This window comes from Acidobacteriota bacterium, from assembly GCA_016716715.1.
Taxonomy (GTDB): domain Bacteria; phylum Acidobacteriota; class Thermoanaerobaculia; order UBA5066; family UBA5066; genus Fen-183.
Genome location: JADJVE010000006.1, coordinates 169,834 through 194,656 on the forward strand (window position 1 = coordinate 169,834; position 24,823 = coordinate 194,656).

Below are 24,823 nucleotides of genomic sequence, written 5' to 3' on the forward strand. Positions count from 1 at the left end.
GATCTTAAGATGGCGCCCATGACGCGCGTCGCCTTTCTCGGGCTCGGCGCCATGGGCGCCCCCATGGCCCGGCGGATCCTCGCCGCCGGCCTTCCCACGACCGTCTGGAACCGCAACCCCGCCCGCACGGCGCCTTTCGCGGCGCTCGGAGCCTCCGTCGCGCAGACGCCGCGCGCGGCGGCCGCGGCGGCGGAGATCGTCTGCACGATGCTGTCCGACCCCGCGGCCGTCGAGGCCGTGGCCTCCGGCCCCGACGGGCTCCTCGCGGGCCTCGCGCCCGGAGCGCTCTGGCTGGACTTCTCGACGGTGACACCCGCGGCATCGCGTTCCTTCGAAGCGCTCGCCCGCGAGAAGGGAGCGCGTTTCTGCGACGTCCCCGTCGCGGGCAGCGTGAAGCCCGCGACGGACGGGACCCTCAAGATCCTCGCGGGCGGAGATCCGGCGGACCTCGAGAAGGCGATTCCGGTTCTCGAGGCCGTCGCGAAGGGCGTCCTGCACTTCGGAGCCGTCGGACAGGGTTCGGCGATGAAGCTCGTCAACAACCTCCTCTTCGGCGTCACGCTCGCAGCGTTCGGCGAGGCGCTCGGCCTCGCCAGGCGCCTCGGCCTGCCCGAGAAGGAGACGACGGAGTGGCTCCTCTCGATCCCGTCCGTCTCGCCGTACATCAAGGCGAAGCTGGACCACCTCGCGGCGGGCGGCGAGCCGCCGGCGTTCCAGCTCGCCCTCATGGAAAAGGACCTGCGCCTCATGGTTGAGGCGGGCGGCGGCCCGGCGGCAGCGCCCGTCGTCGAGGCCGCGCGTGCCGACTACGAGCGCGCGCGAAAGGCGGGCCTAGGCGAGAAGGACTTCTCGCACGTCCTCAAGTTCCTCAAGAGCTAGCAGACGTTCTTCAGCGCTTCGCGGACCGAGAGGCCCGAAAGGCGCGCCCGGTTCTTCTCGACGTACCTCACGATGGGACGCTCGTCCGTCCACGCGTACGACCGGAGCGCCCAGCCGATCGCCTTCCTCAGGAAGAACTCCTTCGACCCGATCGACGGTTCGATCAGCTTGAAGAGAAGATCGAGGTCCGTCTCGCTCTTGAACGAGTTCTGGCAGAGGATCGCGCTGCGTCTTTTCCACATGTCTTCGCCCCGGCTCCACGCGCGCATCGCCTTGCGCATCGGCGCGGGCTCGTTCCGGAGGATGTCCCCGAGGCGCTTCGACGCGAGAGTGTCCACGAAATCCCACCACGCGCCCGTCACGATCATCTCCTCGTACATCGGGAGCGCGTCCATCGTCTGGAACGGCCGAGCCCGCCGGTCGCCCGTCAGACCGATCGCGGCGTAGCGCTCCTCTCGGAACTTCGCGCCGCGCCAGAGCGCGAGAACGTCCCTCCGCCACGCGGCCGCGCCCGTCACCGGGTGCGCGGCGAAGACCGCCCTGCAGATCGCCCGGAGCGGGACCGCGCCGACGCCGTGAAACGGCATCTCGGACTTCATGTACGCCCGTGCGCCTGCGGCTCGCTCCGGCGAGCCGGCCCGGGCCAGCTCCCGGCGGAGGACCGCGAGGAGATCCGGGCCGGCCGATGCCGTCGCGCGGGTCTTCATCGGACGGCAGCGGACTGAAAGTAGAAGTCGAGCATCGCGTTCAGCGGTGCCGCATTCCCCCGCAGCCTGCTACGAAGTGCTGCGCCCTCCCAGCAATCGACGAGGACGCTCGCCATGCGCCGCGTATCCGAGCCGGACTGGATGTCGCCCCTTCTCCGGGCCTCTTCCAGGCAAACCGCGAGGCGCCCGGCTATCTCGGAGAAGCACCCCTCGATCTTGCGCCTGAAGGTGTCGCTCACGCCGGACAGTTCCTGCCCGAGTCCGCCCAGGAGGCAGCCCATGTAACCCTCTTTCCGGTAGTGCTCCTGCGTCAGCTCGAAGAAGCGGCGAACGCGCCCTAGAGGGGGGCGGCCCTCGTCTGAGAGACAGGCGTCGAGGGCCCCGTGCACGCCCTGCATGTACTGGTCGATGACCTGGAGCGCGAAGTCCTCCTTGTCCCGGAAGTGATGGTAGAAGGAGCCCTTCGGAGTGCCCGTGGCGGCAAGCAGCGCCTGGATGCCCAGATCGTTGTACCCATGCTCCAGGAGCATCTTCAATCCGGCGTCGAGGAGGCGCTGCTTGGTCGGATGCGTCATCGGAGTCGGGCCATCTTCTCCGAAACGACCTTCTACTTCACTTTCGCGATCATGTGGGCGATGACCTGGCTGTGCTCGCGTTGCGGACTGAACATGACGATTTCCGCGTCGGCGTCCACCTTGACGTTGTGGCCGGGCGGCCAGTAGAAGAGATCGTTCGTCTTCACCGTCTCCTGCGCGCCCCTGGCGTCGGTCGTCGTGAGCTGGCCGCGCACGACGAAGCCCCAGTGCGGACACTGACAGAGGTTGCCTTCCAGCCCCTGGAAGAGAGGCGTCGTGTCGACGCCCGCCGCGAGCGTGAAGTACTCGCCGCTGATCTTGTCGAATCCGCTCGCATCGCCGAAGTCCGTTCGCTGACGGATCACGGCGCCCGGAATCTGCATCTTCACATCCACGTTGTCCTTCGCGACCCTCATGACCGTACCTCCTCTGTTGGTGGGTTCTCGAACTAGACCGATCGGTCTAATTCTCGAAGCCTACACCCTTCACGGGCGCTGTCAATGGGACGCCGGCTCTCCGCCGGGCTTCAAGCCCGGCGGTAGCGCTCGCGGATCGTCGGGATGAGGTACCCGGAGAACGCCGACTCGAGGCCGTACTTCGGCGCAAATCCCCAGTCGGAACGCGCGGCGCTGTCGTCGACGTCCGCCGGCCACGAGTCCACGATGCCTTGCCGCTTGTCGTCGGGCTCGAACGTGACCTGCGCGGCCGGGAACGACTTCACGACGAGGTCGCGGATCTCCCCGGCTGACGGCGCGAACGCGCCGACGTTGTAAACCTGCCGCGAGAGGGTCCCGCCCGGCGCGGCGGCGAGCTTGAGCAGCGCGTCGACGCCGTCGGGCATCGCCATGAACGGGATCCGCGTGTCCTCGCGGACGAAGCACGCGTACGGCTTCCCTTCCGCGGCCGCGTGGATCATCTCGGGCGCGTAGTCGGACGTCCCGCCCGACGGGACCGTCACGGCCGAGATGAGGCCCGGGAAACGCAGGCAGCGGAAGTCCACGCGCCCGCCCTGGTTCTCGGACGAGAGCTGCTTGTAGTGCCGGGCGTAGTAGCGGCCCAGGTGCTCGGCGTAGAGCTTGTTGCAGCCGTACATCGTCGTCGGCGTGTTGTGCTCGCCCTCCTTCACCTTGCCCGCCATCTGCTTCGTCGCGAGGTCGGGGAGGCCGTATGCCGCGATGGAGGACGGGTAGAGGAACGTGACGGGCCGGCCGTGCGACTGGCGCTCGCTCTGGGCGAACTCCAGCATGTTGATCATCCCTTCGACGTTCACCTGGTGCGCCGTCACGGGCGTGAACTCGCCGCGCGTCGAGAGCAGCGCCGCGAGGTGGAAGATCATGTCGATCTCGTACTCGGAGAGAATGCGCTCGAGGACGCTCCGGTCGAGGACGGAGCCCGTGAACTCCCGCGCGACGAGGCGTCCGAGCGACGGGTCGAGGGTCTTGAGGTCCAGCGTGAGGATCGGGCGGGTGCCCTCGGCCGCGAGGCGGGTGATGAGGCCGTGGCCCATCTCGCCGCTCGCGCCGGTGATCAAAACGACGGGTGTTCTCATCAGGCCACGGCGACCCGGGTCTCGAGGTAGACGTCCTGGATCGCGTTCAGGAGGGCGACGCCCTCCTTCATCGGCTTCTGGAACGCCTTGCGCCCGGAGATGAGACCCATGCCGCCCGCGCGCTTGTTGATGACCGCGGTCGCGACGGCCTGCCCGAGGTCGTCCTTGCCGCCCGCCGCGCCGCCGGAGTTGATGAGGCCCGCCCGGCCCATGTAGCAATTCACGACCTGCCAGCGCGTCCACTCGATCGGGTGCGCCGGGACGAGCTTCGCGTACGCCTCGGCGTTCGGCTTGTTCCCGAACGGGAGCGCCGGGAAGCCGCCGTCGTTCTCGGGCTGTTTCTGCTTGATGATGTCCGCCTCGATCGTCACGCCGAGGTGGTTCGCCTGCGAAGAGAGGTCCGCCGAGACGTGGAAGTCCTTCTCCTTCGTCTTGAACTCCGGGTTCCGGAGGTAGCACCACAGGACCGTGAACATCCCGTAGTCGTGCGCCTGCTGGAAGGCGTGCGAGATCTCCGTGATCTGCCGGCGCGAGTTGTCCGACCCGAAGTAGATCGTCGCCCCGATGCCGGCGGCGCCCATGTCGAACGCCTGTTTGACGGTCCCGAAGATCGTCTGGTCGTAGGAGGTCGGGAGCGTCAGGAGCTCGTTGTGGTTGATCTTGACGATGAACGGGATCCGGTGCGCCCACGTGCGCGCGACCGAGCCGAGGACGCCGAGCGTCGAGGCGACCGCGTTGCAACCGCCCTCGAAGGCGAGCCGCACGATGTTCTCGGGGTCGAAGTACTCCGGTGCGGGCGCGAAGGAGGAAGCGCCCGAGTGCTCGATCCCCTGGTCGACGGGCAGGATCGAGAGGTACCCGGTGCCCGCGAGGCGGCCCTTGTCGAACATCCAGGAGAGGCTCCTGAGGACGCCGGCGGGGCGGTCGGAGGGGACGAAGACCCGGTCCACGTAGTCGGGCCCGGGGAGGTGCAGCATCGAAGCGGGTACGCCCTTGGCTTCGTAGTCGAGGAGCGAGGCGCGTTCGCCGAGCTGCTTGCGGATGGTCTCGAGCATCAGGGCCTCCTGCCGAGGATGGTGGAACCCCATCCTAGCCGAACGGCGAGGTCGAGACGGCGTATCGGCGCCGCCGCGAACGGGCCGCCGTGGCATCCTCGCGGCGTGCCCGAGCCCGCCTCCGCCCCGCCGCAGACGATCGTCTCGAGCTTCGTCCACACGACGTTCGGGCTCTGGTTCCCTTTCTTCCGGTGGATGGCGCGGACGCTGCCGAGCGCCGCCGTCGCCCGCCTCGCCGAGGCGACGGCCGAGCGCGCGATCTGGGAGCGCGAGAGCGTGCGGGAGGCGATCCTCGACAACACGTCCGCCGTCCTCGGCTTGCCGCGAAACTCGCGGGAGGTCGAGCGCGCCGGGCGCGAAATGGTGTCGCGGCACTCGCGGCTGTGGATCGACCTCCTGCGCTACTCGGGGCGGAGCGACATCGACCCGAAGTCCCTCCTCGCGTCCCGCTTCGGAGACCAACGCCTCATCGAGGCTCAGAAGGAGGGCAGGGGCTCGATCCTCCTGACGGCGCACGTCGGCAACTTCGAGCTCGGCGGCCTCTTCCTCGCGCAGCTCGGTCTCGAGGTCGCGGTCGTCTACGTGCCCGACCCGTCCCCCGTCATCGAGAAGCACCGCAGTGACGCGCGGAAGATGCTCGGCGTGCAAGGCATCGCGGTGGACAAGACGCCCTTCGGCTTCCTGCCCGTCTTCCGCGCCCTCGAACGGAACATGTGCGTCGCCATGCAGGGAGACCGTGACGTCTCGGGCACGGGCCGGACGATGCCGTTCTTCGGGAAGACCGCTTCTTTTCCGATCGGACCGTTCCGGATCGCGCAGGCTTCGGGGGCGCCGATCTTCCCCGTCTTCGTCCTGCAGGAAGAGGACGGCCGCTACCGGACGATCGTCGAGGAAGCCATCCGGGTTCCCCACGCGCGCGGCGCCGCGGCCGGCGAGGCGGTCCTGGCGGGACTCGCAGAGTTCGTCGCGCGGATGGAGGCGACGATCCGCGCCTACCCGACGCAGTGGTACCGCTTCGCGCGGTTCTGGGAGAGCGAGGAGTGAGACCCGCCGCGGGCGGGACGCTCGCGGCACTCGGCGCCGCCCTTCTCCTCGGCGCGTGCGCTCCCTCCCGGCCGGCGGGCGCGCCGGCCGCCGCCGCGCCGGACCCGAAAGTCGAGACGCAGGGCGAAGTCCGCCGCCTGGGTTCTTCGTGGGTCGGGCCCGTCGTGCCGCCCGGCTCGGAGAACGGCATCCTCGTCGGGCGATTCACGGGAGCGCCTTACGACCTCGGTCTCGCGTTCGGCCGCCTGACGCGCCCGTGGATCCGCTCGCAGGAGACGCACCTCGACACGCTGTTCGCGGCGCTCATCCCCGGCGGCCTCAAGCGCTCTTTCATCCGGCAGCTCTCCGCGTTCCGGCTGCGGTCGCTGCCGGACGAGATCCCGCCGGACCTTCTCGTCTCGATCGCCGGCCTCGCGGACGGCTACGAGCCCGTGCCGCCCGCCTCGGGCTGGAATGCGTGGCGCCGGATGCTGGACCTGCACGCGCTGCACGACGTCTCACAGCGATTCGTGGACGCACCCGCGCTCGCGGCCGCGTGCACGGGTTTCCTCGCGAAGACGCCGGACGGCGTGCTTCTCGCGCGGAACTTCGACTTCGAGGGCGGCGACGTCTTCGACCGGCAGAAACTCGTCTCCGTCCTCCGTCCCGACGGGAAGATCCCCTACCTCTCCGTGGGCTTCTCCGGAATGCTCGGCGTCGTCACGGGTTTCAACCGGGAAGGAATCGGGGTCGCGCTGCAGGCGATCGCCGGCGGCGAGTCCGCGGGCTCGGGCGAGCCCGTCACCCTTCTCCTCGCGGACGTCCTCCGGAACGAGTCGACGTTCGACGGGGCGGTGGAGCGCCTCCGCCGCGGGAAGGTCTTCGTCTCGGACCTCATCCTCGTCGCGGACGCGAAGTCGGGCCGGATCGCGATCGTCGAGAAGAGCCCGTCCGCCTTCGCATTGCGTGAGACCACGGGCGCCTGGCTCGGCGCGACGAACGAAGCCGAGGACGCCGCCGTGAAGGCGCGCGCCCGCGCGCTTCCGCCGGAGTCGACGTCGCGGAAGAGGCGCGCGCGGCTGGACGTCCTCCTCTCGCAGGAGGGCGCCACGCTCGACGTGCCGCGCGCCGTCGCGATCCTGCGCGACCGGACGGGCGCCGACGGCGCGGACCTCGGGCACGGCAACCGCAACGCGATCGACGCGTCCATCGCGGCGCACTCCGTCGTCCTCGACCTCACGCACCGCCGCGCGTGGGTGGCGGCCTTTCCGCACACGCTCGGGGCGTACGTGCCCGTCGACCTCGAGGCCGTCCTCGCGGCCGGGGACGGCCCACCCGCTCCCGGCGCCGCGATCCCCGCCGACCCGTGGCTCGGCTCGGGCGGTTTCGGCAGGTACCGCGAGGCCCGGGCGGCACTCGCCGAGGTGCGCACGCTCGAGCGGAAGGCCGGTGCGGGCTGGCTCGAGGCCGCCGCAGCAGCGGCCGGGCGCGCCCACGCGCTGTGCCCTGATTTCTCGGAAGCGACCGCGAAGCTCGGCGAGCTCGAGCTCCGCCGCGGAAACCGCGCGCGCGCGCAGACGCTGCTCGACGAGGCTCTCGCGCGCGACCCAGGCCCGGCCCCCGTTCGCGCGGCGGTCCTCGCATGGCGCGACGCCGCGGCACGCGGCGGTGCGCTTCCGAAGGACGGCATCCCCACCATCCCGACGCCCGACGAGCTCATCGCGGAGCGAGCGAAGAGATAAGAGAATTTCTTTGCTTAAGAGAAGAACGCGAGGGTGACGGCGGCGCAGGAACCGTAGGCATCTCGCGTCTCGTACCGGCGATTTCGGATTTTCTTAGAAGGTGAATGGGGCTCGGCAAGGTCTCGCGCGATCTCCCACAGGCCCGTCGCACCGAGGCGTTCGATCACCGCACCGCCGCCGCCCCGCGCGCCACCCAAACCAACACCTTCTAAGAAGTCTTCACGTTTCTCTTCGAACCTCGCGGTCTGCGGATCCGGATCGAAGGTGAGAGCCGCATCCACAAAGACGGCTCTCTTTCTCTTACTCAAAGAAATCTCTTCCTCTTCGTTTTCTTCTTCTTCCGCCTCGAGGAGCACCGCGGCCGACGACTCGACGAGCGTAGCGTCCGCCTCGCGCATCGCGTCGTCGATTCCCTCCGCCGCGACGACGAGGATGCGGTCGGCGTCGCCTTTCGCGATGCGCGACGCCGCGAGGACGAGGGCCTCGAGCCCGGCCGTGCGCCCGGAGACGAGCGTCTCGGCGGGGCCCCCGAGGCCCCAGCCGATCGCGAGCTCGCCCGCGACGGTGTTGTGGACGGTCGCCGCGAAGACGGACGGCGCGAGGTCCTCGACGCGCGCCGCCGCCGCGAGCAGTCGCTCGTGCTGCGCCATCGCGTCGCGGCAGCCGAAGGCCGTGCCGACGACGACGCCGAAGCGCGGGTCGGGCGCGGCGCCGGGAACGGCGGCCTGGACGCCGGCCGCCGAGAGGGCGCGTGCGCCGGCGAGGACGCCGGAACGCCCGAAGCGGTCCATCCGCCTGAGGCGGTTCGCGTCCACGAGCGCGTCGCGAAGAGCGCCGCCGCCGCCCTCGACCGTCGCCGCGAACGCGAGAACGGCGCGCCTCAAGCGCGCTCCAGGACGAGTGCGGCGTCCGTGCCCGAAAACGCGGCGGACGTCGAAAGGACGACGTCCACGCGGCGCTCCGTCCGGTACGGCGCGCCCGAGACGACGAAGAGGGGCGAGCCGGGGCGAGCGGCGCGGTGGCGGGCGGTCGGCGGGACGTCTTCGGCGCCGAGGACGAGGACGGCGAGGACGGCCTCGAGAACGCCCGCGGCGCCGAGCGTGTGGCCGATCGCTCCCTTGAGGCCGTGGACCGGCACCGATCCTGCTCGGGGACCGAGGACGTGCGCCAGAGCGGCTTCCTCCATCGCGTCGTTGAAGACGGTCCCGGTTCCGTGGGCGCTCACGAAGCCCACGTCGGCGGCCGTGCGCCCCGCGTCGGCGAGAGCCGCAGCCGCGGCCCGCGCAAGGCCGGCGCCCGCCGGATCGGGCCGCGTCATGTGGAACGCGTCCGCCGCCGAGCCGTAGCCCGTGACGCGCGCGAGGACGCGCGCGCCGCGCCGGAGGGCCTCGGCTTCGTCCTCGAGGAGAAGAAACGCCGACCCCTCTCCGAGAGTCAGGCCGTCGCGTTCGGCGTCGAAGGGACGGGCGGCCGTCGGGCTCAGGGCGCGGAGCGCGTCGAAGCCCGAAAACACGAACGGCGAGAGCGTGTCCGCGCCTCCCGCGAGGACGCGAACGGCGCGGCCCTCGCGAATCCACGCAGCCGCGAGGCCGATCGCGGCGGTGCCGGAGGCGCACGCCGTCGAGACCGCGGCAACGGGCCCGCTCGCGCCGTGCCGCCGGGCGAGGAGCGCCGCGAGGGCCCCGGGCGACACGCGGGTCTCGCGGCCCGCGAGCGTCGTGCCGACGGCGACGCCCGCGTGAGGGCCGAGGGCCGCGAGCGGTCCCATCGCTTCGGCCGCCGCCGCGAGCGCGAGCCTCTCGGTGCGGCCTCGCGTCTCGCCGGCCGGATCGGCGGGGACGACTCGGATTTCCGCGCCCGTCTTCGCGACGAAACGGGACACGTCGAAGAGCGTGACCGGCGCGATCGCGCTGGCGCCGCTCCACGCCCCGCGTTGCAGGGCGGGCACGCCCGGGCCGAGCGCGGTCACCGCCCCCATCCCCGTCACGGCCACGCGCCGGTCCCTCGCCCTCTCTCCGCCCATCTCGTCCTTATAATCCCTCGCCGCGCCGCTTGCGTGGCGCGCTTGCCGGGGCGAACCCGCCCGCTCCTCCCATGAAGATCCTCCTCGCGTCCGACGACCACCAGCCCAACGAGGCGTACCGGGGTGCCCTCCTCGCAGCGGGAGCATTGCCCGGTGAGATCCTCCTCGCGCTCCCGGGTCCGCCGCTTCCCGAGGCGTTCGACGGCCTGCTCCTCGCGGGCGGGCCGGACGTCGACCCCGCGCGCTACGGCGAATCCCCCGCAACCCCGACGCTCAGCGTGCGGACCCGTCGGGACGCGCACGATTTCGCCGCGTTCGCCGCCGCCGAGGCGCAGGGCGCGCCCGTCTTCGGAATCTGCCGCGGCCTGCAGGTCGTGAACGTCGCCCTCGGCGGCACGCTCTGGCAGGACCTCCCCTCCCAGCGCGACCGCGGAGTCGCCCACGACACCGACGCGGCCGGCCGCGGGCGGGACTTCCGCGCGCACGCCGTGCGGCCGCGCGCGGGCCAGGCGCCCTCGCCGTTCGCCGCCGCCCTCGCGCGGACGACCGACGTCAACTCCCGGCACCACCAGGCCGTCAAGGACCTCGCCGCCCCGCTCGCCTCGCTCGCGGCCTCGCCGGACGACCTCGTCGAGGCGGTGGAGCGTCCGGGGGGCGCGTGGCTCGCCGCCGTCCAGTGGCACCCCGAGGATCTCGTCGCCGACCCGCGCCAGAAGGCGCTGTTCCAGGTCTTTCTCGACGCCTGCCGCGCGTTCGCGCGGTTGCGCAGCAATACGCTCACCTCCAGCAAGGAGTTCGCATGAATCACGTCGTTTCCCGCCTCTTCGCCGCGGCGCTCGCCGTTTCGGCCTTCCCCGCCGCTGCCCAGCCGGCGCCCGCCGCGAAAGCCCCCGCCGCCGCCGCGCCGGTCGTCGCGCAGCCCTTCAAGGACGTCGGCCTCTGGTACGGCGTCTTCGGGGGCACGCTCTGCTCGTGGCTCGACGCCGGCGACGGCGTGTTCCTCGTCGACACCGGCTCGAGCGCCGCCGACGCGAAGGCGCTCCGCGCCGAGATCGCGAAGACCACGAAGAACAAGCCGGTGAAGTGGATCGCGTTGACCCACCTCCACACGGACTCGAACGAGGGCCTCGCGACGTTCTTTCCGACGGACGCCACGATCTTCGTGAACGCGCGCGCGACGGGAATCCTCGGCGAGTTCCTCAGCCGCCAGAAGGGGAAAGTCCCGAACGTGATCGGCGTCGGGGACCGGCTCGTCCTCATCGCAGGCAAGGCCATCCTCGAGGTCGGGGTGCCGGCCGGGAACGCGCACACCGGGTCGGACCTCTACGTGTTCGACGCGATCACGCGCACCGCCTTCGTCGGCGACCTCGTGACGCCCGACCGCTGCCCGATGCTCTCGGACCCGGACTCCGACATCAGGGGCTGGATCGCCGCGCTCGACCGGCTCGAAGCGCTGAAGCCCGTCGGCCTCGTCGGGTCGCGCGGCAACCCGACCGCGAACGCCGCGCCCGAGATCGGCCGCACGCGCCACTACCTCACGGCCCTCCTCCAGTTTCTCATCGAGAAAAAGAAGCAGAACGCGCCGGAGGCCCGCGTGTCCGGAGAGCTGGCCGGAGAGAAGATCGGGGACTACTGCCCGCGCGACCTGAGCGCGATCAACGCGCTGAGCGTCTACCGGCGGATCGGGCCGGACGGGGCGACCCTCCCGGGCTCGGCCTTGCCGCCGAAGACCGCCCCGAAATGATCCCCGGGCCGCCGGGGCCGCGCGGCGCGCGGGCCTCGACGGTGGTCTGGATGCCGCCGCGGGGCGTGAAGACGCCCCGCACGGCGATCCGGCGCGGCGCGAGCGCCGCCACGAGGTCTTCGAGGACGCGGTTCGCGACGTTCTCGTTGAAGATTCCGAGCGAGCGGTACGCGTTCACGTACTCCTTGAGCGACTTCAGCTCGACGCAGAGCCGGTCGGGCACGTACGTGATCGTGAGAGTCGCGAAGTCCGGAAGGCCCGTCTTCGGGCAGATGGACGTGAACTCGGGGATCGTGATCACGACCTCGTAATCGGCGGCGTACTGCGACGGCCAGGTCTCGAGGGCGGGAAGCGCGGCCCTCACGCCCGAGGCGGCGTGGCGTTCGGTATAGCCGGACATGCGGCGGAGGATAGCGCGGAGACCGCCGGGCGGGCGCCGGCCGGTCCGATCGCTGGCACGGCCTGTGCGAGAATCCGCGTCCCCATGGCATTCACTCCGGAAAAGCGCGCCGCCCTCCTCAAGGACATCCGCCACCTGGCCTTGATGGCCGCCATCATCCTGACGGGCCGGTCCGTTCTGGCCGACTGGTACGTCGTTCCGACGGGGTCGATGAAGCCCACGATCCTCGAGGGCGATCGCGTCTTCGTCTGGAAGTCGGCCTACCAGATGCGCGTGCCGTTCTCGCGCATCCGCCTCTTCGGCACCGGCGCGCCGCTGCGCGGCGACGTCGTCGTCGTGCGCAATCCCGACGGAGGGAGCGTCCCGTTCGTCAAGCGCCTCGTCGGCCTGCCCGGCGACGTGGTGGAGCTGCGCAACGAGACGCTCTACATCAACGGCAAGGCCCAGCCCACGGACTTCCTGCCCGAGCAGAAGGCCGACGACGGCGAGACCGTCCTCCTCGGCACCGAGATGCTCGGCGTGCGCCCGCACCCGATCCGCGTCCTGCCGGACCGCCCCGCATTCCGGACGTTCGGGCCCATCACGGTGCCCGAGGGCGAGGTCTTCCTCATGGGCGACAACCGCGACGAGAGCCGCGACGCGCGGTTCTTCGGCACGCGCCCCGTCACGGACCTCCTCGGCCGGGCCGTCGGCGTCATGTGGAGCTGGAACCAGGAGTTCTTCAAGGGGCCGCGATGGTCCCGCCTCGCGCGCCCGTTCATCACGAGCGCCGGCGGGGCCCCGATCAATTAGCCCGCGCTTGATTTGGTTGATCTTTAGACTTAATCTAAGGTCGTGTTGGACCGGACCGCGCTCGTGGACCGCCTGAAGGACAAGGGCTTGCGCGTGACGCAGCAGCGCATCGCCGTGCTCGAGTACCTCTGCGCGACGCCGTCCCATCCGACGGCCGAGGAGGTCGGCGCCGCGGTGAACCGCGCCGCGCCCACGACCTCGCGGGCCTCCGTCTACAACGTCCTCAACTCCCTCAAGGAGAGCGGCCTCATCGAGGAGCTCGTCTTCGACGACGCCGTGGCGCGGTACGACGCGAACCTCGGGCCGCACCACCACTTCCTGTGCACCGCCTGCGGCGCGGTCCACGACGTGCCGTGCGACGCGCTCCCGCCGCTGCCGAAGAAGCGGCTCGCGACCGGCCACACGGTCGAGAGCGTCGACGTCACGCTGCGCGGCCTCTGCCCCGGCTGCGCGCGGACCTGATCCGCCAGCCTGATTCAACCGCACCGTTTCCGTTGCCCTGGCAGGGGGCCAAACTGATGCTGGAGGAGAGTCCCCAGTTCATGGTCGAACCGAGCGTGGCGTCTGCGTGGCGGATCCTCGCGACCGGCGTTCCGCCTCGCGTCGCCGGGAACCTCGTCCGCGCCGCCGTGGGCGAGGCCGAGCCGGTCCCCGGCTTCGTCGACGTGGATGCCTTCGGGGAGTCCGAGTGGGAAAGACTCCGGCGCGAGCCGGGGGACGTCTTCCTCGTCTGGGAGGACGGATCCGCCGCCGGGGGCATCGAGCGCGTACAGGCGATCCATCTGAAGCAACCCGGAGCACCGATCGTGGCGCGCGTTCCCGAGGACCGGCCGGATCTCGTGGCCGGGATGCTGCGCGCCGGGGTCCTCGAGATTTTCACGGAAGCCGGGCACTTCCGGGAAGCGCTCGACCGGGCCCGCGCCCGGCCCCGTTTGCGGACCGCGCGCGCCCGGACCTGCCGCTCCGGCTCGTGGCGGATGAGCCGGACCACGGCGTCGAGGGCCTCTTCCCGAACCTCTTCGACTGGATCTACGTCGTCGGCGTCGCCGAGGACGGCGTCCTGACCTTCCAGACCGTGAACCCTCCGCTGAACGCCGGGATCGGCTTCCTGAATCCCGACTTTGCAGGGCGTGCGGTGGGACAGTGTCTCGAAGGCACGAGTGCGGCGCAGCTCGTCCCGCACCTCGACCGCGTGATCTCCGAGGGGACGCCGCTGCAGTTCGAGGAGGAACATCCCGTCGGCGGCCGCACACGCGTGTTTCAAACGGTTCTGACTCCCGTGCGGAACAAGTGGGGGCGCATCCATCGCATCGCGGGGATTTCGCGCGACATCACGGCGCTGAAGGAAGCGCTCGCGGACCTGCGCGCGAGCGAGGAGCGGCTCGCCCACGCGCTGGAAGGCACGCAGCAGGCTCTCTGGGACTGGGACCTCGTGACGGGCCGCCTCTACCGGAGCCCGCGCTGGTTCGAGATGCTCGGCCTCGACCCCGATTCGGTCGGCCCGACGCTCGAGGCCGGTCTCGGACGAGTCCACCCGGAGGATCGCCGGCAGGTCGAGGCCGCTCTGAACGCCCACCTCGAGGGACGGCTCCCGCGCTACCAGGCGGAGTACCGCATCCAGCCGCGGACCGGCGACTGGATCTGGATCTTCGATGCCGGAAAGATCGTCTCGTGGGACGCCGCGAACCGCCCGGGGCGGCTCGCCGGAATGTGCACGGACATCACGGAGCGGCGCCGGGCCGAAGAGTCCCTCCGCGCCCTCGTCGGCGGCGTCGTCCACGAGATCCGGAACCCCGTCTACGGGATCTCGATCAACCTCGACGCGCTCGAGGCGACGTTCGGCGACGACCCGCGCTACGCCTCGTTCGTCTCGGCGCTCCGCGAGAGCGCCGAACGGATCTCGAGCCTCATGAACGACCTGCGCGATTACGGCGAGCCGAGGACGCTGAACCCCGAGCCGTGCAACGTGCGCACGCTCCTCGACGGAGCCTGGCGATCCTGCGAGACGGCCGCCGCCGCGACCGCGCGCGTGGTCCGGGTGGACCTCGAGGATCCCAGTCTCGTCCTTCCGCTGAACGCCCGCCGCATGCACCAGGTCTTCCGCAACCTGATCGAAAACGCACTCCAGCACGCGCACGGCGGAGGCGTGGTCGCCGTCACGGCCCGGCGCACGCGCGCCTCCGGCCACGACTGGTGGTCCTTCAGCGTCGACGACGACGGCCCCGGATTCGAAGGCGAGGCCCTCTCGCGCGCCTTCGAGCCGTTCTTCACGCGCCGCGAGGGCGGCACGGGACTCGGCCTCTCGATCGTCAAGCGCGTCGTCGAGGAGCACGGGGGAACCGTCGAGGCGAGCAACCGGCCGGAGGGCGGGGCGCGCGTCGTCGTCCGCCTCCCGGCGCCGCGCCAGAGGATGCAGCTACCGGAGGCCGCGCGTGGCTGAGTCGCGGATCCTTCTCGTGGAGGACGATCCCGCCGTCCGGCACGGGCTCGCGGCGTTCCTCCGCGCGAGCGGACTCGACGTCGACGAGGCCGAGAACCTGCGGAGAGCCCTCGACCTCTTCCGCGAGGTCGGCCACGACATCGTCGTCGCCGACTACAGCCTGCCGGACGGGACGTCGCTCGAGCTCCTCCCCGAGGTCAAGAAGGTCAGCGAGAACACGCCCTTCATCATCCTCACCGCGCACGGCTCGATCGACCTCGCGGTGCGTGCGATCAAGGAGGGCGCCGAGCAGTTCCTGACGAAGCCCGTCGAGTCCAAGGCACTCCTCGTCCTCGTGCGCCGGCTCCTGCAGCAGCAGAGGCTCCGCAGGAAGCAGGAGCTGGCCCTTCGCGAGCAGCCGGGCTCGTTCGACCCCTTTCTCGGCGCGAGCGCCGCGATCCGCCAGATGGAGGAACGCGCCCGCCTCATGCTCGAGTGGGACAGCCCCGTCCTGATCCTCGGGGAGACGGGCTCGGGCAAGGGCGTCCTCGCCCGCTGGCTTCACGCGAACGGCCCGCGCCGCGAGGAGGCGTTCGTCAACCTGAACTGCGCGGGCCTCTCGCGCGAGCTCCTCGAGTCCGAGCTTTTCGGCCACGAGCGCGGAGCGTTCACGGGCGCCGTGAACCCCAAGCAGGGCCTCCTCGAAGTCGGCCACCGGGGCATCGTGTTCCTCGACGAGATCGGCGACATGGACCCCGCGATCCAGCCGAAGCTCCTGAAAGCGCTCGAGGAGAAGACCTTCCGCCGGCTCGGCGACGTGCGGGATCGCGTCGTCGACATCCGGCTCCTCGCGTCGACGAACCTCGACCTCGAGGAGGCCGTGCGCGCGCGGAAATTCCGCGACGACCTCTACTACCGAGTCAGCACGCTCACGCTGAAGATCCCTCCCTTGCGCGAACGGACGGAGGACATCCCGCTCCTCGCGCGCAACATCCTCCGCGCCGTGTGCAAGCGCATGGGCAAGGCCGAGGTCATGCTCGGGCCTGAGGCGGAGCTGCAGCTGCTTCGTTACCCGTGGCCCGGGAACATCCGCGAGCTCGCGAACGTCCTCGAGCGCGCGATGATCCTCCTCAAGGGCGACCGGCTCGAGGCGCTGGACGTGAGCCTCGACGGGGCGCGGCAGACCGCGGCCCACGACGGCGATCTCGCGACGATGAAGGAGATGGAGCGCCTCCACATCGAGCGCGTGCTCCAGCACACGGGCGGCAACGTCGCGGAAGCGGCGGCCGTCCTCGGGATGGCCCGCCGGACGCTCTACGACCGGCTAAAGGCCCTCGGGCTCGCTCCCGCCGCGGACTGAGCGGGCGCCCGCACGCCGCGTGCGGGTTTCCGCACTCGCCGAAAGCCGTCCGCCCGTCATCCGACTCTCCCTCAAGGACTAAGCGGGCCAGCCCACATGGCTTGGGCCTTGCACCGCGGGGCTCCAGGAGGATTCTCATGAAGACCCGTGCTGTCCCACGGCTGCTTCTTGCGGCCCTTGTCGCCGCCGCCGGCATGGCGGTCGCGGCCGACGCACCGAAGCCGCTCTATACCCAAACCATCGCGAAGTATCCCGCGCCGAAGCTCGCGGACGTCGGTGGGCGCGAGTACAAGTTCCTCATCGACCCCGCCAAGGCCAAGGGCACGCCCGAGGAGGCGTTCAAGGCCGTCTGGACGCAGGTGAAGGCGGCCGCCGCGAAGACGGGCTTCACCGTCACCGAGAAGGAAAAGAACCCGCTCAAGATCGAGTTGTCGACGAAGGAGTACTTCGACACGCCGGACTACGCGCTCTGGAACAAGGGCTACCTCGTCCGCATCACGACGAAGTACAAGGACGGCAAGGCGGACGAAACCGTCGCGGTGGCCGTCAAGGCCGTCTTCGACGACGCGGTCCGGACGCTCGCGACGCCGCTCGCGGTCGAGGGCCTCAAGGCCAAGACCGAGGCCGAAGGCAACGTCGGCCCGGCTCCCGGCGGCGCTCTCGTCGAGATCATCGAAAAGGGCTCGACGTTCAACGTCAAGCCCGCCGACCTCGGCGCGAGGACGCTCGGCGACTTCGGCAAATTCATGCCGGAGCTCCTCAAGGTCGGTCTCCCCGCCACGACGAAGCTCGTCGGCACGAAGGCCTGGTCGTACCGCGTCAAGCCCGGGGCGGTCGTCCTGCCCGGGACGGAGCCGTGCGGCGTCTCGATGGAAGGCTGGGCCGCCACGGAAGGCGGCGCGCCGTACCTTTACGACTTCTCCTACGGATATGGCGACCTCGACTTCTACGCCGTCGCCGCGACGCACGCCGCCGGCGAGCAGTTTCTCCAGAAGGTCGCGATGGGCGAGCTCTCCGGCCTCGGGATGCCCGACGGCGAGAAGTGGGGCGGCTCGAAGGTCCGCAAGCTCATGAACCGCCCGGTCGCGGCGCAGCCGGTCGCCGCGTCGAACGCGGTCTCGCTCGACAAGCTCTACGGGGTCGCCTCGCAGCCCGCCTACGTCAAGCACTACGAGGCCGACAAGACCGGAAAGGTGATCCTGAACCCGTATCTCCAGATGGCCTCGAAGGACTTCCCGGCCATCCTCGACGTGAAGATGGCGCCGTACAACTGGGTCATCGATGCGGAGGGCCGCGTCGCGGTCGCCCCCGAGGCCGCCCACCCGCTCGGCCGCACGTACGAGAAGGGCTTCTTCCGCCCCGAGGACCAGTCCCAGCGCAAGCCCGGCACGCGAGAGAACTTCGGCCACGTTTCGGAGCTTGGCGGAGCCCCCGGCCGAATCAGCGGCGAGATCAACTACGACAAGGCGTCGAACACCTGGACCCTCAACAACAAGTCGGGCCGCTATTCGAAGCACAACATCGACCGCACGCCCGAGCAGCTCGTGAACGCCGCGAACCTCATCCACGAGGTCGTGGACCCCGGCACGGCGACGTGGGGAGACGTCCACTATCTCCTCGGCTACGCGTCCGAGGCGATCCAGGAGGAGCTCCTCAAGAGCCCGAAGATCGCCTACGACGACGAGAAGACGAAGAGCCGCCCGCACATCGTCGTGATGGCGGCCGGCGCTCCGGTGATCCGGTACGAGAAACCGTTCGAGGCGAAGCCGGCCGAGACGACGGCGGCGAAGGCCACGGAAAAGCCTGCCGAGAAGCCGGCCGCGCCCGCGGACGCACCGAAGAAGACGAAGAAGACCAAGGCCGCGAACAACGACGACCCGTCGTGATGGAAACGAGGAGCTGACACACCATGAAGAAACACCTCATCAAGTCCGGCGTCGTCGCCCTCGCGCTCGTGCTCGGGACCGTCCTGAGCGTGCCGGCCGCGGCCCAGACGCTCATGCCCCAGGTCTCCGTTCTCAAGGGCGAGAAGAATTTCTGGAGCGGCTACGACCCCGTCAACGTGGACGGCACCGTCAACGTCGTGATCGAGATCGCCGCGGGCACGACCGCGAAGTACCAGGTCGACCTCAAGTCCGGCATGATCGAGCTCGAGCAGAAGAACGGCGCCCCGCGGTACGTGCAGTACCTCGGCTACCCGTGCAACTACGGCAACATCCCGCGCTCCGTCCTCCTGAAGTCCAAGGGCGGCGACGGCGACGCCGTGGACGCGCTCGTCCTCGGGCCGTCGGTCCCGACGGGTTCTGTCGTGCGCGGCCGCGCGATCGGGATGCTCAGCCTCATGGACACGGGCGAGAAGGACGACAAGGTCGTCGTCGTCATGGAGAACACGCCGTTCGCCTCGGTGCGCAGCATCGAGGAGCTGGACCGGAAGTTCCCCGGCGTGACCACGATCCTCCAGACCTGGATGACGTCGTACAAGGGCCGCGACAAGGACGGAAAGCTCTATCTGAGCTCACCGGGCTTCAGGGGCCGCGCCGAGACGATCAAGTTCATCGGCGACGCCGTCCTCGACTTCGAGAAATCCGTCACGACGGACGCCGACCGGCGCCCGCTCGACGAGAAGGGCAACCCCTATCTCTACCGCTGGCCGGGCGCGAAGAACGTCGGCGAGTAACCGGTCTCTGTCTCCTCCAATCCCTTTGCACGGGGAAGCGGACCACCTCCTGTCCGCTTCCCCATTTTTTTTCTTTCGCCACGCCCGCGCGGACACCCGCACAGCGCGTGCGGGTTCCCGCACGCCGGACGCCTCACCGCCGGGCCACGCACCCCTCGCAACGTGTTCCTGCGACGCCACTTGACGCAATCCCGCGGGATGGCTTGGGCTTTGCGATACGTACGCAGACGTTCATGCGCCTCGCCCGCGAGGCATAGCCCCATAACGAGTAGGAGTGACCATGAAGAAATCTCTCGTGACCCCGCTACTCCTCGCCCTGCTGGCCGCCCCGGTCATGGCGCAGGAGCCCACGGACCAAGAGAAGCGCATCCGAGACCTCGAGAAGCAGGTCCAGGCGCTCCAGAAGAAGGACGCGGCCAAGGCCGAGCAGGCCAAGCCCGCCGCCGACGTGAAGACCGAAGCGAAGGCCGAAGGGAAGAAGTCCTCCAAGGCGAAGGACCCGGACATCGACGGCATCAGCGCCAAGCTGACCGGCCGCGCCTACCTGGACGGCATCTGGTTCAGCGGAAGCAACAACCGTCTGCTCGGCGGGACCATGATCAAGACCGCCCGCCTCGGCTTCGAACTCAACCTGGGCTCCAAGTGGGCCGCCGAGGCCGACTTCGAGCTGACCGGCGGCGAGGTCGGTTACAAGACCATCATCGTGGAGTACATCGGCTTCAAGGACCAGGTCATCCAGGCCGGCCACCAGAAGGTTCCCATGGGGTTCGAGACCTTGATGTCCAACACCAACACCTGGCTCATGGAGCGTTCCTTCGCCGACATCTGGAACCCTTCCCGGCACGTCGGCATCTACTACAGCATCTCGAACGAGCGCCTCTACGCCAAGGCCGGCATCTTCGGGCAGTCCCTCGACGACACCGTCGGGAACTACAACACCGCGAGCGACCTCGGCTACAAGATGGTCGACAACCACGGCTACGGAGCGGCGCTCCGCGTCGCCGGCCTCCCGCTGAAGCAGGACGACACCCACCTCATTCACCTGGGAGCGGCCGTCTCCGACTGGATGCCCGCGGCCGGCGCCCCGGGCGTCTATGCCGTGGACTACTCAGGCCGGCCGTCGGTCGCCAAGATCAACGGCGCCAAGTTCCTCAACGCCTCGGTCACCAACGTCAACGACCAGCTCTTGATCGGAGCGGAATTCGCGGGCCAGTGGGGAGGATTCTCCTGGCTCGGCGAGTACGAGTGGATGAAGGTCAACCGTAAGAGCGCCCCGGACCAGGTCTGGGACTCGACCAACCTGAAGCTGGTCCCGTCGACCGCGACCCAGCGGGCCAACGGCGTCATCGACCACAATTTCTCCACCTGGTACTTCCAGGTCTCCTACGTGTTCAATGGCCAGAAGGCTTATGTCGCCGGTGATTCCTTCGTCTTCAAGACGACCACGCCGAAGACGAAGATGGGAGCCGTGGAGCTCGTGGCCCGCTACGAGGTGGGGACCCAGGACGACCTCACGGACGTCGACCCGGTCAAGGGGGGCATCGAGAAGATCACCACCCTGGGCGTCAACTACTACCCCCGGAAGAACCTCCGCTTCATGGTGAATTACAGCTTCGTGGACAACAACGAGAACGCGATGGCCAACAAGGGCTACAGCCCGACGGGCGTCAAGATCCAGGATCCCAGCTTCCAGATCTTCTCGAGTCGCGTCGCGTTCAACTTCTAGGCGCTCGGAGACGACACCGGAACGGACTTCTCCTTCTTGGGCGGGGCGCGGATCGACCACGCCCCGCCGGCCTGTCCCGACACGAAGCGACTGGAGCCCACGATGAGCCACACGTCCGCCATGGTGATTCCACGCTGGGAATGGCGCACGTTCGCCCCGTCCCTGGGCGACCTCCGCGGGAAGGTCAACGGGGTCGAATTCCAGGCCCCGCGGGAGATCCGGGAAACCTACTTCGTCTGCCTGAAGAGCTCGCACAACGCGAAGGTCCGCGACGGGCTCATGGACCTCAAGTGGAGAAAGCAGGTGGACGCGGACGGCCTCGAGCTCTGGGACCCCGTCCTCAAGTCGATGTTCCCGATCGAGGCCGGGATCGTGCCGCGGCTCTTCGAGGCCTGGGGCCTGCCGCTGCCAGCTCTTCCGCGCGCGTCGTACACACTGCCCGAGCTCCTCGACGAGGTCCTGGACCCGAACCCCGCTCTCCGGGCCGTCCGGACGGTCAAGCGCCGCGAGGGCTTCACGCTCGACGGGACGACGTGCGAGTTCGCGCGCATCGTGGCCGACGGCGTCCCGTTCGAGAGCTTCTGCGTCGAACACGAAGATCCCTCCCTCGTTCTCCAGGTGATCCGGAGCCTCGGCCTCGACAGCCACCAGAACATCAACTATCCGCTGGGGCTCAAGCGAGCCCTGGCTCTTTGAACGGGCTCACGGGCCCCGGAGACACAACATGGCCAAAGAGATCGAACGCAAATTTCTCGTGAAGACCGCGGCCTGGAAGCCGCAGAACGAGGGGATTCACTTCAAGCAGGGTTACCTGAACACGCAGAAGGAAAGGGTCGTGCGTGTCCGGATCGAGGGCGACAAGGCGAAACTGACGATCAAGGGTGTCACGACGGGCGTGACCCGTTCAGAATTCGAGTACGTGATCCCCGTGGAAGACGCCTCGCTCCTCCTGGACAACCTCTGCGAGAAGCCTCTCATCGACAAGCACCGCCACGCGGAAGTCCACGGCGGGAAGACGTGGGAGATCGACGTCTTCCACGGCGACAACGAGGGCCTGGTGGTCGCGGAGATCGAGCTCAAGAGCGAGACCGAGACGTTCGTCCGTCCCGACTGGGCGGGGGAAGAAGTCTCGAGCGACCCGCGCTACTTCAACTCCAACCTCCTGAAGAACCCCTTCAAGAGCTGGGCAAAGGCCTGATCTGACGTTGGCGGCGAGCGCGATCCCCGCCAGGGCTCCCACGCTCCAGGAACTCCTGGACATGGAGAAGATGACCCTGTCGGCCAAGCCCCGGGACGCCCAGAGCGTCACCGAGCGCTGGATGCGCTACCTCGGTTTTCCGGGCGGCATCGCCCTCTTCCTCCTGGTCCTCTACCTGCCGCCCGGGATGGGCCTCAGCGCGGCGGCGCAATCGGGCACCGCCTGCTTCCTGCTCGCGCTGGTCTGGTGGGTCACGGAGCCCTTCCCGACCTACGTCACGTCCCTCGTCCTGATGTTCCTGCTGCTCGTGACGCGGACGTCGGCGGCCAAGCCGATCATGGACGTCCTCGGCATGGAGGTGATCTGGCTCAACCTCCTCGCGTTCATCCTCGCGGCGATGCTCGTGAAGACGCGCCTCGCCAAGAGGATGTCGCTCTTTCTCATCGTCAAGTTCGGGCGCAAGGCGTCCTGGGCGCTCCTGGCCTTCGTGATCATCCAGCTCGTCCTCGCCCCGCTCATTCCGGCGACGGCCGCGCGCTGCGTCATGACGCTGCCGCTGATGATCGTCGTCGCGAACATCTACGGATCGACCGAGGCCCATCCCAACAACTTCGGCAAGAACCTGTTTCTTCTGAATCTCGCGGGGATCTCGGTCCTCTCGTCCATCAGCATGACGGGGTCGAGCGCGAACCTCATCGCCGTGGGTTTCATCCAGAGCATGGGCGGCCACCGCATCTACTACATGGACTGGATGCGGGCGGGCGCCCCCATCGCCATCGTGACGATGCTCATCATGTGGTTCCTCGGCCGGAAGGTGATCTTCCCGATCCCGCAGGCGGAGCAGGTTCCGAGCGTCGAGGGAGGCCTCCCTCTCATCGAGGCGCAGTACGCCGCGATGGGGCGCCTGAGCTTTCAGGAGAAGAAGGCTCTCGTCATCTTCAGCCTCGTGCTCTTCCTGTGGATGACCGACATCTTCCACATGCGCTGGTTCGGCGTGGAGATCAGCGCGCCGTTCGCCGCGCTCCTCGGCTCGGTGATCGTGCTCTTCCCGCGATGGGGCGTCCTGCAGTGGCAGGAGGCCGACATCCCCTGGCACCTCCTCATCTTCAGCGCGGGCGCCTACGCGGGCGGCCTTGCCCTGGACGACACCGGCGCGGCCGAGTGGGGCGTGAGGATGCTGTTCGGAGGGATGAACCTGAAGGTCATCCCGTTCGGCGCGGCCTTCACGATCGTCATGGCCGTGATGATGTACAGCCACCTGCTCACGACGTCGAAGACGGTGCGCACGATCATCATGATCCCCATCATCATCTCGATGTCGAAGGCCCTCGGCTGGGATCCCGTCTCGCTCGCCCTCCCCGCGGCGCTCTGCATCGACTGGGTGGTCGGGCTTCCGATCAGCGGCAAGCCGAACGTCATCCTCTTCTCCACGAACCAGTACTCCGTGATCGACAACTTCAAGTACGGGATGACGACGTGCACGGTGGGCCTCGTCCTCCTCGTCCTCTCCGCCGCCACGTGGTTCCACTGGCTCGGAATCACGCCGTCCTTCTGGGCGATGCCGAAGTGAGAAAGACCCTCGCACTCGCGCTCCTCGCCTCCCTCCCGGGCCTTGCCTCCGCGGCGGAGATCCAGGAGTACGCGACGCGGCTGGACGTCGAGGCCGGCGGCGCGGGCCGCGCGACCAGTACGCTCGTCATCGCGGGCGGCCCCTCGGAGACGGTCGTGATTCCGCTCGCCCACAACGCCTGGTCGAACTTCCGGCTGGCGGAGGCCACGGACGGCCTTCGCCTGGAGCCGCCGAAAGAGAAGACGACGGCGATCCGGGTGACGCTGCCCCCCACGACGTCCCTCGCGAGCCGGCTCGTGTTCACCTTCGACGTCCCGAAGGTCTTCGCCACGGCCCCGGACCCGGCCGCGGGAGCGAAGCTGACGATGCCCCGCGAAAGCCGCATCCTCCGGTACGCCTTCGTGAACTCGCAGGAGACGCCCATCAAGGACTTCCGGATGCTCGTGGCCCTCCCCGAGGGCACCCGTTTCCAGGCGATCCGCGAGCAGCTCCCGAAACAGACGAAATCCGAGGCGGAGCCGCGGGTCCGCCTCGGCGGCGAAGCCGGCCGGCAGAACGCCCTCCTGAGGCTCGCGAACCTCGGGCAGGGCGACGACACGTCGATGCAGCTGGAAGTCGTGCCGAACCCTCGGTCCCCGCTATGGCTCGTCGCAGGGCTCATCCTCTCGGTTCTCTACCTCATCAAATTCCGGGACCTCGTCTCCACGGGCGACGGGTCCGCGCAGCCTCGATAAGGAGCACTCATGTCGGATCCCTTTGCCAAGAACGCCGCGACGTCGGTCGAAGAAGCCGCGAAGATCGTTCCCCGCGCCGAGTTCCGGGTCTTCGGCAAGGGCGTGATCGACCTCGTGAAAGAGAAGATGTGGAACGGGAAGACAGTTCTCTTCCAGGCCCGGAAAATGCCGGCCGAAACCTATTTCCTGAGCGCGCGCACGAACGAGGCGAACGTGAAGGTGCGGGACGGCCTTCTCGACATCAAGACGAAGACGGGCGAGACGCCCGAGGGCTACGAGATCTTCCAGCCGCGCGGGAAGTTCCAGTTCCCCGTGAAGAAGGCCGACCTCCAGACGATCCTCTCGAACCTCAAGGTCGAGACGGCGCTGACCCAGGACACTTACACGATCGACGAGTTCATCGCGATGGCCCGCAAGCATCCCGACATGACCGCCGTCTCGGTCGAGAAGATGCGCTGGGGGTTCACCATCGAGGGAATCATCTGCGAGTACGCCCAGGTCTGGTTCAACGGCGCCATGGTCGAGACCGCCTGCGCCGAGAGCGAGAACTACGCCGGCATGAAGGCGGTCGTCGAGGGGCTCGGCATCGCATCCATGCCCAACACGAACTACCTCAGGGCCGCCAAGCGGGTCGTGGGCATGGATTAGCG

26 protein-coding genes are annotated in these 24,823 nt (G+C 69.0%); 18 read left to right on the forward strand and 8 right to left on the reverse strand.

Features of this window, described 5'->3' with window-relative positions; genetic code table 11:
* Positions 1-18 precede the first annotated feature (18 nt).
* Complete coding sequence (locus IPL89_11330) at positions 19-879, forward strand: NAD(P)-dependent oxidoreductase (protein ID MBK9063770.1); 861 nt, start codon at positions 19-21, stop codon at positions 877-879.
* On the opposite strand, the gene IPL89_11335 is transcribed toward IPL89_11330, so the two are convergent.
* From IPL89_11335 to IPL89_11355, 5 genes are all read right to left on the reverse strand, one after another.
* Entirely contained in the window at positions 876-1,586 is a 711-nt protein-coding gene (locus IPL89_11335; GenBank protein MBK9063771.1) for a DNA alkylation repair protein, read from the reverse strand. The two genes, IPL89_11330 and IPL89_11335, sit on opposite strands and share 4 nt — an antisense overlap.
* The gene (locus IPL89_11340; GenBank protein MBK9063772.1) at positions 1,583-2,161 is read right to left on the reverse strand and encodes a TetR family transcriptional regulator C-terminal domain-containing protein; all 579 of its coding nucleotides are present in this window, start codon (positions 2,159-2,161) and stop codon (positions 1,583-1,585) included. The genes IPL89_11335 and IPL89_11340 overlap by 4 nt, the downstream gene beginning before the upstream one ends.
* A gap of 32 nt (positions 2,162-2,193) precedes the next feature.
* The gene (locus IPL89_11345) at positions 2,194-2,577 is read right to left on the reverse strand and encodes a cupin domain-containing protein (GenBank protein MBK9063773.1); all 384 of its coding nucleotides are present in this window, start codon (positions 2,575-2,577) and stop codon (positions 2,194-2,196) included.
* A gap of 110 nt (positions 2,578-2,687) precedes the next feature.
* Positions 2,688-3,710, reverse strand: a complete 1,023-nt coding sequence (locus IPL89_11350; GenBank protein MBK9063774.1) for an NAD-dependent epimerase/dehydratase family protein — start codon at positions 3,708-3,710, stop codon at positions 2,688-2,690.
* On the reverse strand, positions 3,710-4,765 hold the full coding sequence (locus IPL89_11355; protein MBK9063775.1) for a class I fructose-bisphosphate aldolase: 1,056 nt from the start codon (positions 4,763-4,765) through the stop codon (positions 3,710-3,712). Before IPL89_11355 ends, IPL89_11350 begins: the two co-directional genes overlap by 1 nt.
* A 105-nt stretch (positions 4,766-4,870) precedes the next feature.
* Between IPL89_11355 and IPL89_11360 the strand changes: the two genes are divergently transcribed.
* Together IPL89_11360 and IPL89_11365 are read left to right on the forward strand one after the other, a co-directional pair.
* Complete coding sequence (locus IPL89_11360) at positions 4,871-5,809, forward strand: lysophospholipid acyltransferase family protein (GenBank protein ID MBK9063776.1); 939 nt, start codon at positions 4,871-4,873, stop codon at positions 5,807-5,809.
* Positions 5,806-7,530: a hypothetical protein gene (locus tag IPL89_11365; protein MBK9063777.1), complete on the forward strand. Its 1,725-nt coding sequence runs from the start codon at positions 5,806-5,808 to the stop codon at positions 7,528-7,530. Before IPL89_11360 ends, IPL89_11365 begins: the two co-directional genes overlap by 4 nt.
* A 14-nt stretch (positions 7,531-7,544) precedes the next feature.
* Here IPL89_11365 and IPL89_11370 read toward each other — a convergent pair whose 3' ends face one another.
* Together IPL89_11370 and IPL89_11375 are read right to left on the reverse strand one after the other, a co-directional pair.
* On the reverse strand, positions 7,545-8,414 hold the full coding sequence (locus tag IPL89_11370) for a beta-ketoacyl synthase chain length factor (protein MBK9063778.1): 870 nt from the start codon (positions 8,412-8,414) through the stop codon (positions 7,545-7,547).
* Positions 8,411-9,553, reverse strand: coding sequence for a beta-ketoacyl-[acyl-carrier-protein] synthase family protein (locus IPL89_11375; GenBank protein MBK9063779.1), 1,143 nt, complete (start codon positions 9,551-9,553; stop codon positions 8,411-8,413). The genes IPL89_11370 and IPL89_11375 overlap by 4 nt, the downstream gene beginning before the upstream one ends.
* A 71-nt stretch (positions 9,554-9,624) precedes the next feature.
* Here IPL89_11375 and IPL89_11380 point away from each other — a divergent pair, with 71 nt between their 5' ends.
* Together IPL89_11380 and IPL89_11385 are read left to right on the forward strand one after the other, a co-directional pair.
* A complete protein-coding gene (locus IPL89_11380; GenBank protein ID MBK9063780.1) occupies positions 9,625-10,356 on the forward strand; it encodes a gamma-glutamyl-gamma-aminobutyrate hydrolase family protein in 732 nt (243 codons plus the stop codon).
* On the forward strand, positions 10,353-11,297 hold the full coding sequence (locus tag IPL89_11385) for an MBL fold metallo-hydrolase (protein MBK9063781.1): 945 nt from the start codon (positions 10,353-10,355) through the stop codon (positions 11,295-11,297). Before IPL89_11380 ends, IPL89_11385 begins: the two co-directional genes overlap by 4 nt.
* Here IPL89_11385 and queF read toward each other — a convergent pair.
* A complete protein-coding gene (queF, locus tag IPL89_11390; protein MBK9063782.1) occupies positions 11,209-11,697 on the reverse strand; it encodes an NADPH-dependent 7-cyano-7-deazaguanine reductase QueF in 489 nt (162 codons plus the stop codon). The genes IPL89_11385 and queF overlap by 89 nt on opposite strands.
* A gap of 84 nt (positions 11,698-11,781) precedes the next feature.
* Between queF and lepB the strand changes: the two genes are divergently transcribed.
* The 13 genes from lepB (at position 11,782) to IPL89_11455 (ending at position 24,821) form a co-directional block, all read left to right on the forward strand.
* Positions 11,782-12,489 carry a signal peptidase I gene (gene lepB, locus IPL89_11395; protein MBK9063783.1) on the forward strand — a complete coding sequence of 236 codons (708 nt, stop codon included), beginning with the start codon at positions 11,782-11,784 and terminating at the stop codon, positions 12,487-12,489.
* 42 nt (positions 12,490-12,531) lie between these two features.
* Entirely contained in the window at positions 12,532-12,951 is a 420-nt protein-coding gene (locus tag IPL89_11400) for a transcriptional repressor (GenBank protein ID MBK9063784.1), read from the forward strand.
* 80 nt (positions 12,952-13,031) lie between these two features.
* Positions 13,032-13,553 (forward strand): hypothetical protein, encoded by a 522-nt coding sequence (locus IPL89_11405; protein ID MBK9063785.1) that lies wholly within the window; start codon positions 13,032-13,034, stop codon positions 13,551-13,553.
* Positions 13,460-14,929: a PAS domain-containing protein gene (locus IPL89_11410; protein ID MBK9063786.1), complete on the forward strand. Its 1,470-nt coding sequence runs from the start codon at positions 13,460-13,462 to the stop codon at positions 14,927-14,929. The genes IPL89_11405 and IPL89_11410 overlap by 94 nt, the downstream gene beginning before the upstream one ends.
* On the forward strand, positions 14,922-16,268 hold the full coding sequence (locus IPL89_11415) for a sigma-54-dependent Fis family transcriptional regulator (protein MBK9063787.1): 1,347 nt from the start codon (positions 14,922-14,924) through the stop codon (positions 16,266-16,268). Before IPL89_11410 ends, IPL89_11415 begins: the two co-directional genes overlap by 8 nt.
* Positions 16,269-16,405: 137 nt before the next feature.
* The gene (locus tag IPL89_11420; protein ID MBK9063788.1) at positions 16,406-18,154 is read left to right on the forward strand and encodes a hypothetical protein; all 1,749 of its coding nucleotides are present in this window, start codon (positions 16,406-16,408) and stop codon (positions 18,152-18,154) included.
* A 23-nt stretch (positions 18,155-18,177) separates the two neighbouring features.
* Positions 18,178-18,945, forward strand: a complete 768-nt coding sequence (locus IPL89_11425) for an inorganic diphosphatase (GenBank protein ID MBK9063789.1) — start codon at positions 18,178-18,180, stop codon at positions 18,943-18,945.
* A gap of 280 nt (positions 18,946-19,225) precedes the next feature.
* Positions 19,226-20,671 carry a hypothetical protein gene (locus IPL89_11430; GenBank protein MBK9063790.1) on the forward strand — a complete coding sequence of 482 codons (1,446 nt, stop codon included), beginning with the start codon at positions 19,226-19,228 and terminating at the stop codon, positions 20,669-20,671.
* A gap of 102 nt (positions 20,672-20,773) precedes the next feature.
* Positions 20,774-21,367, forward strand: a complete 594-nt coding sequence (locus tag IPL89_11435; protein MBK9063791.1) for a hypothetical protein — start codon at positions 20,774-20,776, stop codon at positions 21,365-21,367.
* Positions 21,368-21,395: 28 nt separating this feature from the next.
* The gene (locus IPL89_11440; protein MBK9063792.1) at positions 21,396-21,869 is read left to right on the forward strand and encodes a CYTH domain-containing protein; all 474 of its coding nucleotides are present in this window, start codon (positions 21,396-21,398) and stop codon (positions 21,867-21,869) included.
* 61 nt (positions 21,870-21,930) lie between these two features.
* The gene (locus tag IPL89_11445; GenBank protein ID MBK9063793.1) at positions 21,931-23,439 is read left to right on the forward strand and encodes an anion permease; all 1,509 of its coding nucleotides are present in this window, start codon (positions 21,931-21,933) and stop codon (positions 23,437-23,439) included.
* The gene (locus IPL89_11450) at positions 23,436-24,173 is read left to right on the forward strand and encodes a hypothetical protein (GenBank protein MBK9063794.1); all 738 of its coding nucleotides are present in this window, start codon (positions 23,436-23,438) and stop codon (positions 24,171-24,173) included. Before IPL89_11445 ends, IPL89_11450 begins: the two co-directional genes overlap by 4 nt.
* A 9-nt stretch (positions 24,174-24,182) precedes the next feature.
* Positions 24,183-24,821, forward strand: a complete 639-nt coding sequence (locus IPL89_11455; GenBank protein ID MBK9063795.1) for a hypothetical protein — start codon at positions 24,183-24,185, stop codon at positions 24,819-24,821.
* The last annotated feature ends 2 nt before the right edge of the window (positions 24,822-24,823 follow it).

What these genes read in the sequence shown, in the direction of transcription:
- IPL89_11345 (MBK9063773.1), bottom strand. Translation starts at nt 2,577, where the DNA reads ATGAGGGTCGCGAAGGACAACGTGGATGTGAAGATGCAGATTCCGGGC.
- IPL89_11420 (MBK9063788.1), top strand. Translation starts at nt 16,406, where the DNA reads ATGAAGACCCGTGCTGTCCCACGGCTGCTTCTTGCGGCCCTTGTCGCC.
- IPL89_11385 (MBK9063781.1), top strand. Translation starts at nt 10,353, where the DNA reads ATGAATCACGTCGTTTCCCGCCTCTTCGCCGCGGCGCTCGCCGTTTCG.
- IPL89_11425 (MBK9063789.1), top strand. Translation starts at nt 18,178, where the DNA reads ATGAAGAAACACCTCATCAAGTCCGGCGTCGTCGCCCTCGCGCTCGTG.
- IPL89_11355 (MBK9063775.1), bottom strand. Translation starts at nt 4,765, where the DNA reads ATGCTCGAGACCATCCGCAAGCAGCTCGGCGAACGCGCCTCGCTCCTC.
- IPL89_11350 (MBK9063774.1), bottom strand. Translation starts at nt 3,710, where the DNA reads ATGAGAACACCCGTCGTTTTGATCACCGGCGCGAGCGGCGAGATGGGC.
- IPL89_11435 (MBK9063791.1), top strand. Translation starts at nt 20,774, where the DNA reads ATGAGCCACACGTCCGCCATGGTGATTCCACGCTGGGAATGGCGCACG.
- IPL89_11375 (MBK9063779.1), bottom strand. Translation starts at nt 9,553, where the DNA reads ATGGGCGGAGAGAGGGCGAGGGACCGGCGCGTGGCCGTGACGGGGATG.
- IPL89_11455 (MBK9063795.1), top strand. Translation starts at nt 24,183, where the DNA reads ATGTCGGATCCCTTTGCCAAGAACGCCGCGACGTCGGTCGAAGAAGCC.
- IPL89_11340 (MBK9063772.1), bottom strand. Translation starts at nt 2,161, where the DNA reads ATGACGCATCCGACCAAGCAGCGCCTCCTCGACGCCGGATTGAAGATG.
- IPL89_11430 (MBK9063790.1), top strand. Translation starts at nt 19,226, where the DNA reads ATGAAGAAATCTCTCGTGACCCCGCTACTCCTCGCCCTGCTGGCCGCC.
- IPL89_11380 (MBK9063780.1), top strand. Translation starts at nt 9,625, where the DNA reads ATGAAGATCCTCCTCGCGTCCGACGACCACCAGCCCAACGAGGCGTAC.
- IPL89_11330 (MBK9063770.1), top strand. Translation starts at nt 19, where the DNA reads ATGACGCGCGTCGCCTTTCTCGGGCTCGGCGCCATGGGCGCCCCCATG.
- IPL89_11440 (MBK9063792.1), top strand. Translation starts at nt 21,396, where the DNA reads ATGGCCAAAGAGATCGAACGCAAATTTCTCGTGAAGACCGCGGCCTGG.
- IPL89_11445 (MBK9063793.1), top strand. Translation starts at nt 21,931, where the DNA reads ATGGAGAAGATGACCCTGTCGGCCAAGCCCCGGGACGCCCAGAGCGTC.
- queF (MBK9063782.1), bottom strand. Translation starts at nt 11,697, where the DNA reads ATGTCCGGCTATACCGAACGCCACGCCGCCTCGGGCGTGAGGGCCGCG.
- lepB (MBK9063783.1), top strand. Translation starts at nt 11,782, where the DNA reads ATGGCATTCACTCCGGAAAAGCGCGCCGCCCTCCTCAAGGACATCCGC.
- IPL89_11405 (MBK9063785.1), top strand. Translation starts at nt 13,032, where the DNA reads ATGGTCGAACCGAGCGTGGCGTCTGCGTGGCGGATCCTCGCGACCGGC.
- IPL89_11335 (MBK9063771.1), bottom strand. Translation starts at nt 1,586, where the DNA reads ATGAAGACCCGCGCGACGGCATCGGCCGGCCCGGATCTCCTCGCGGTC.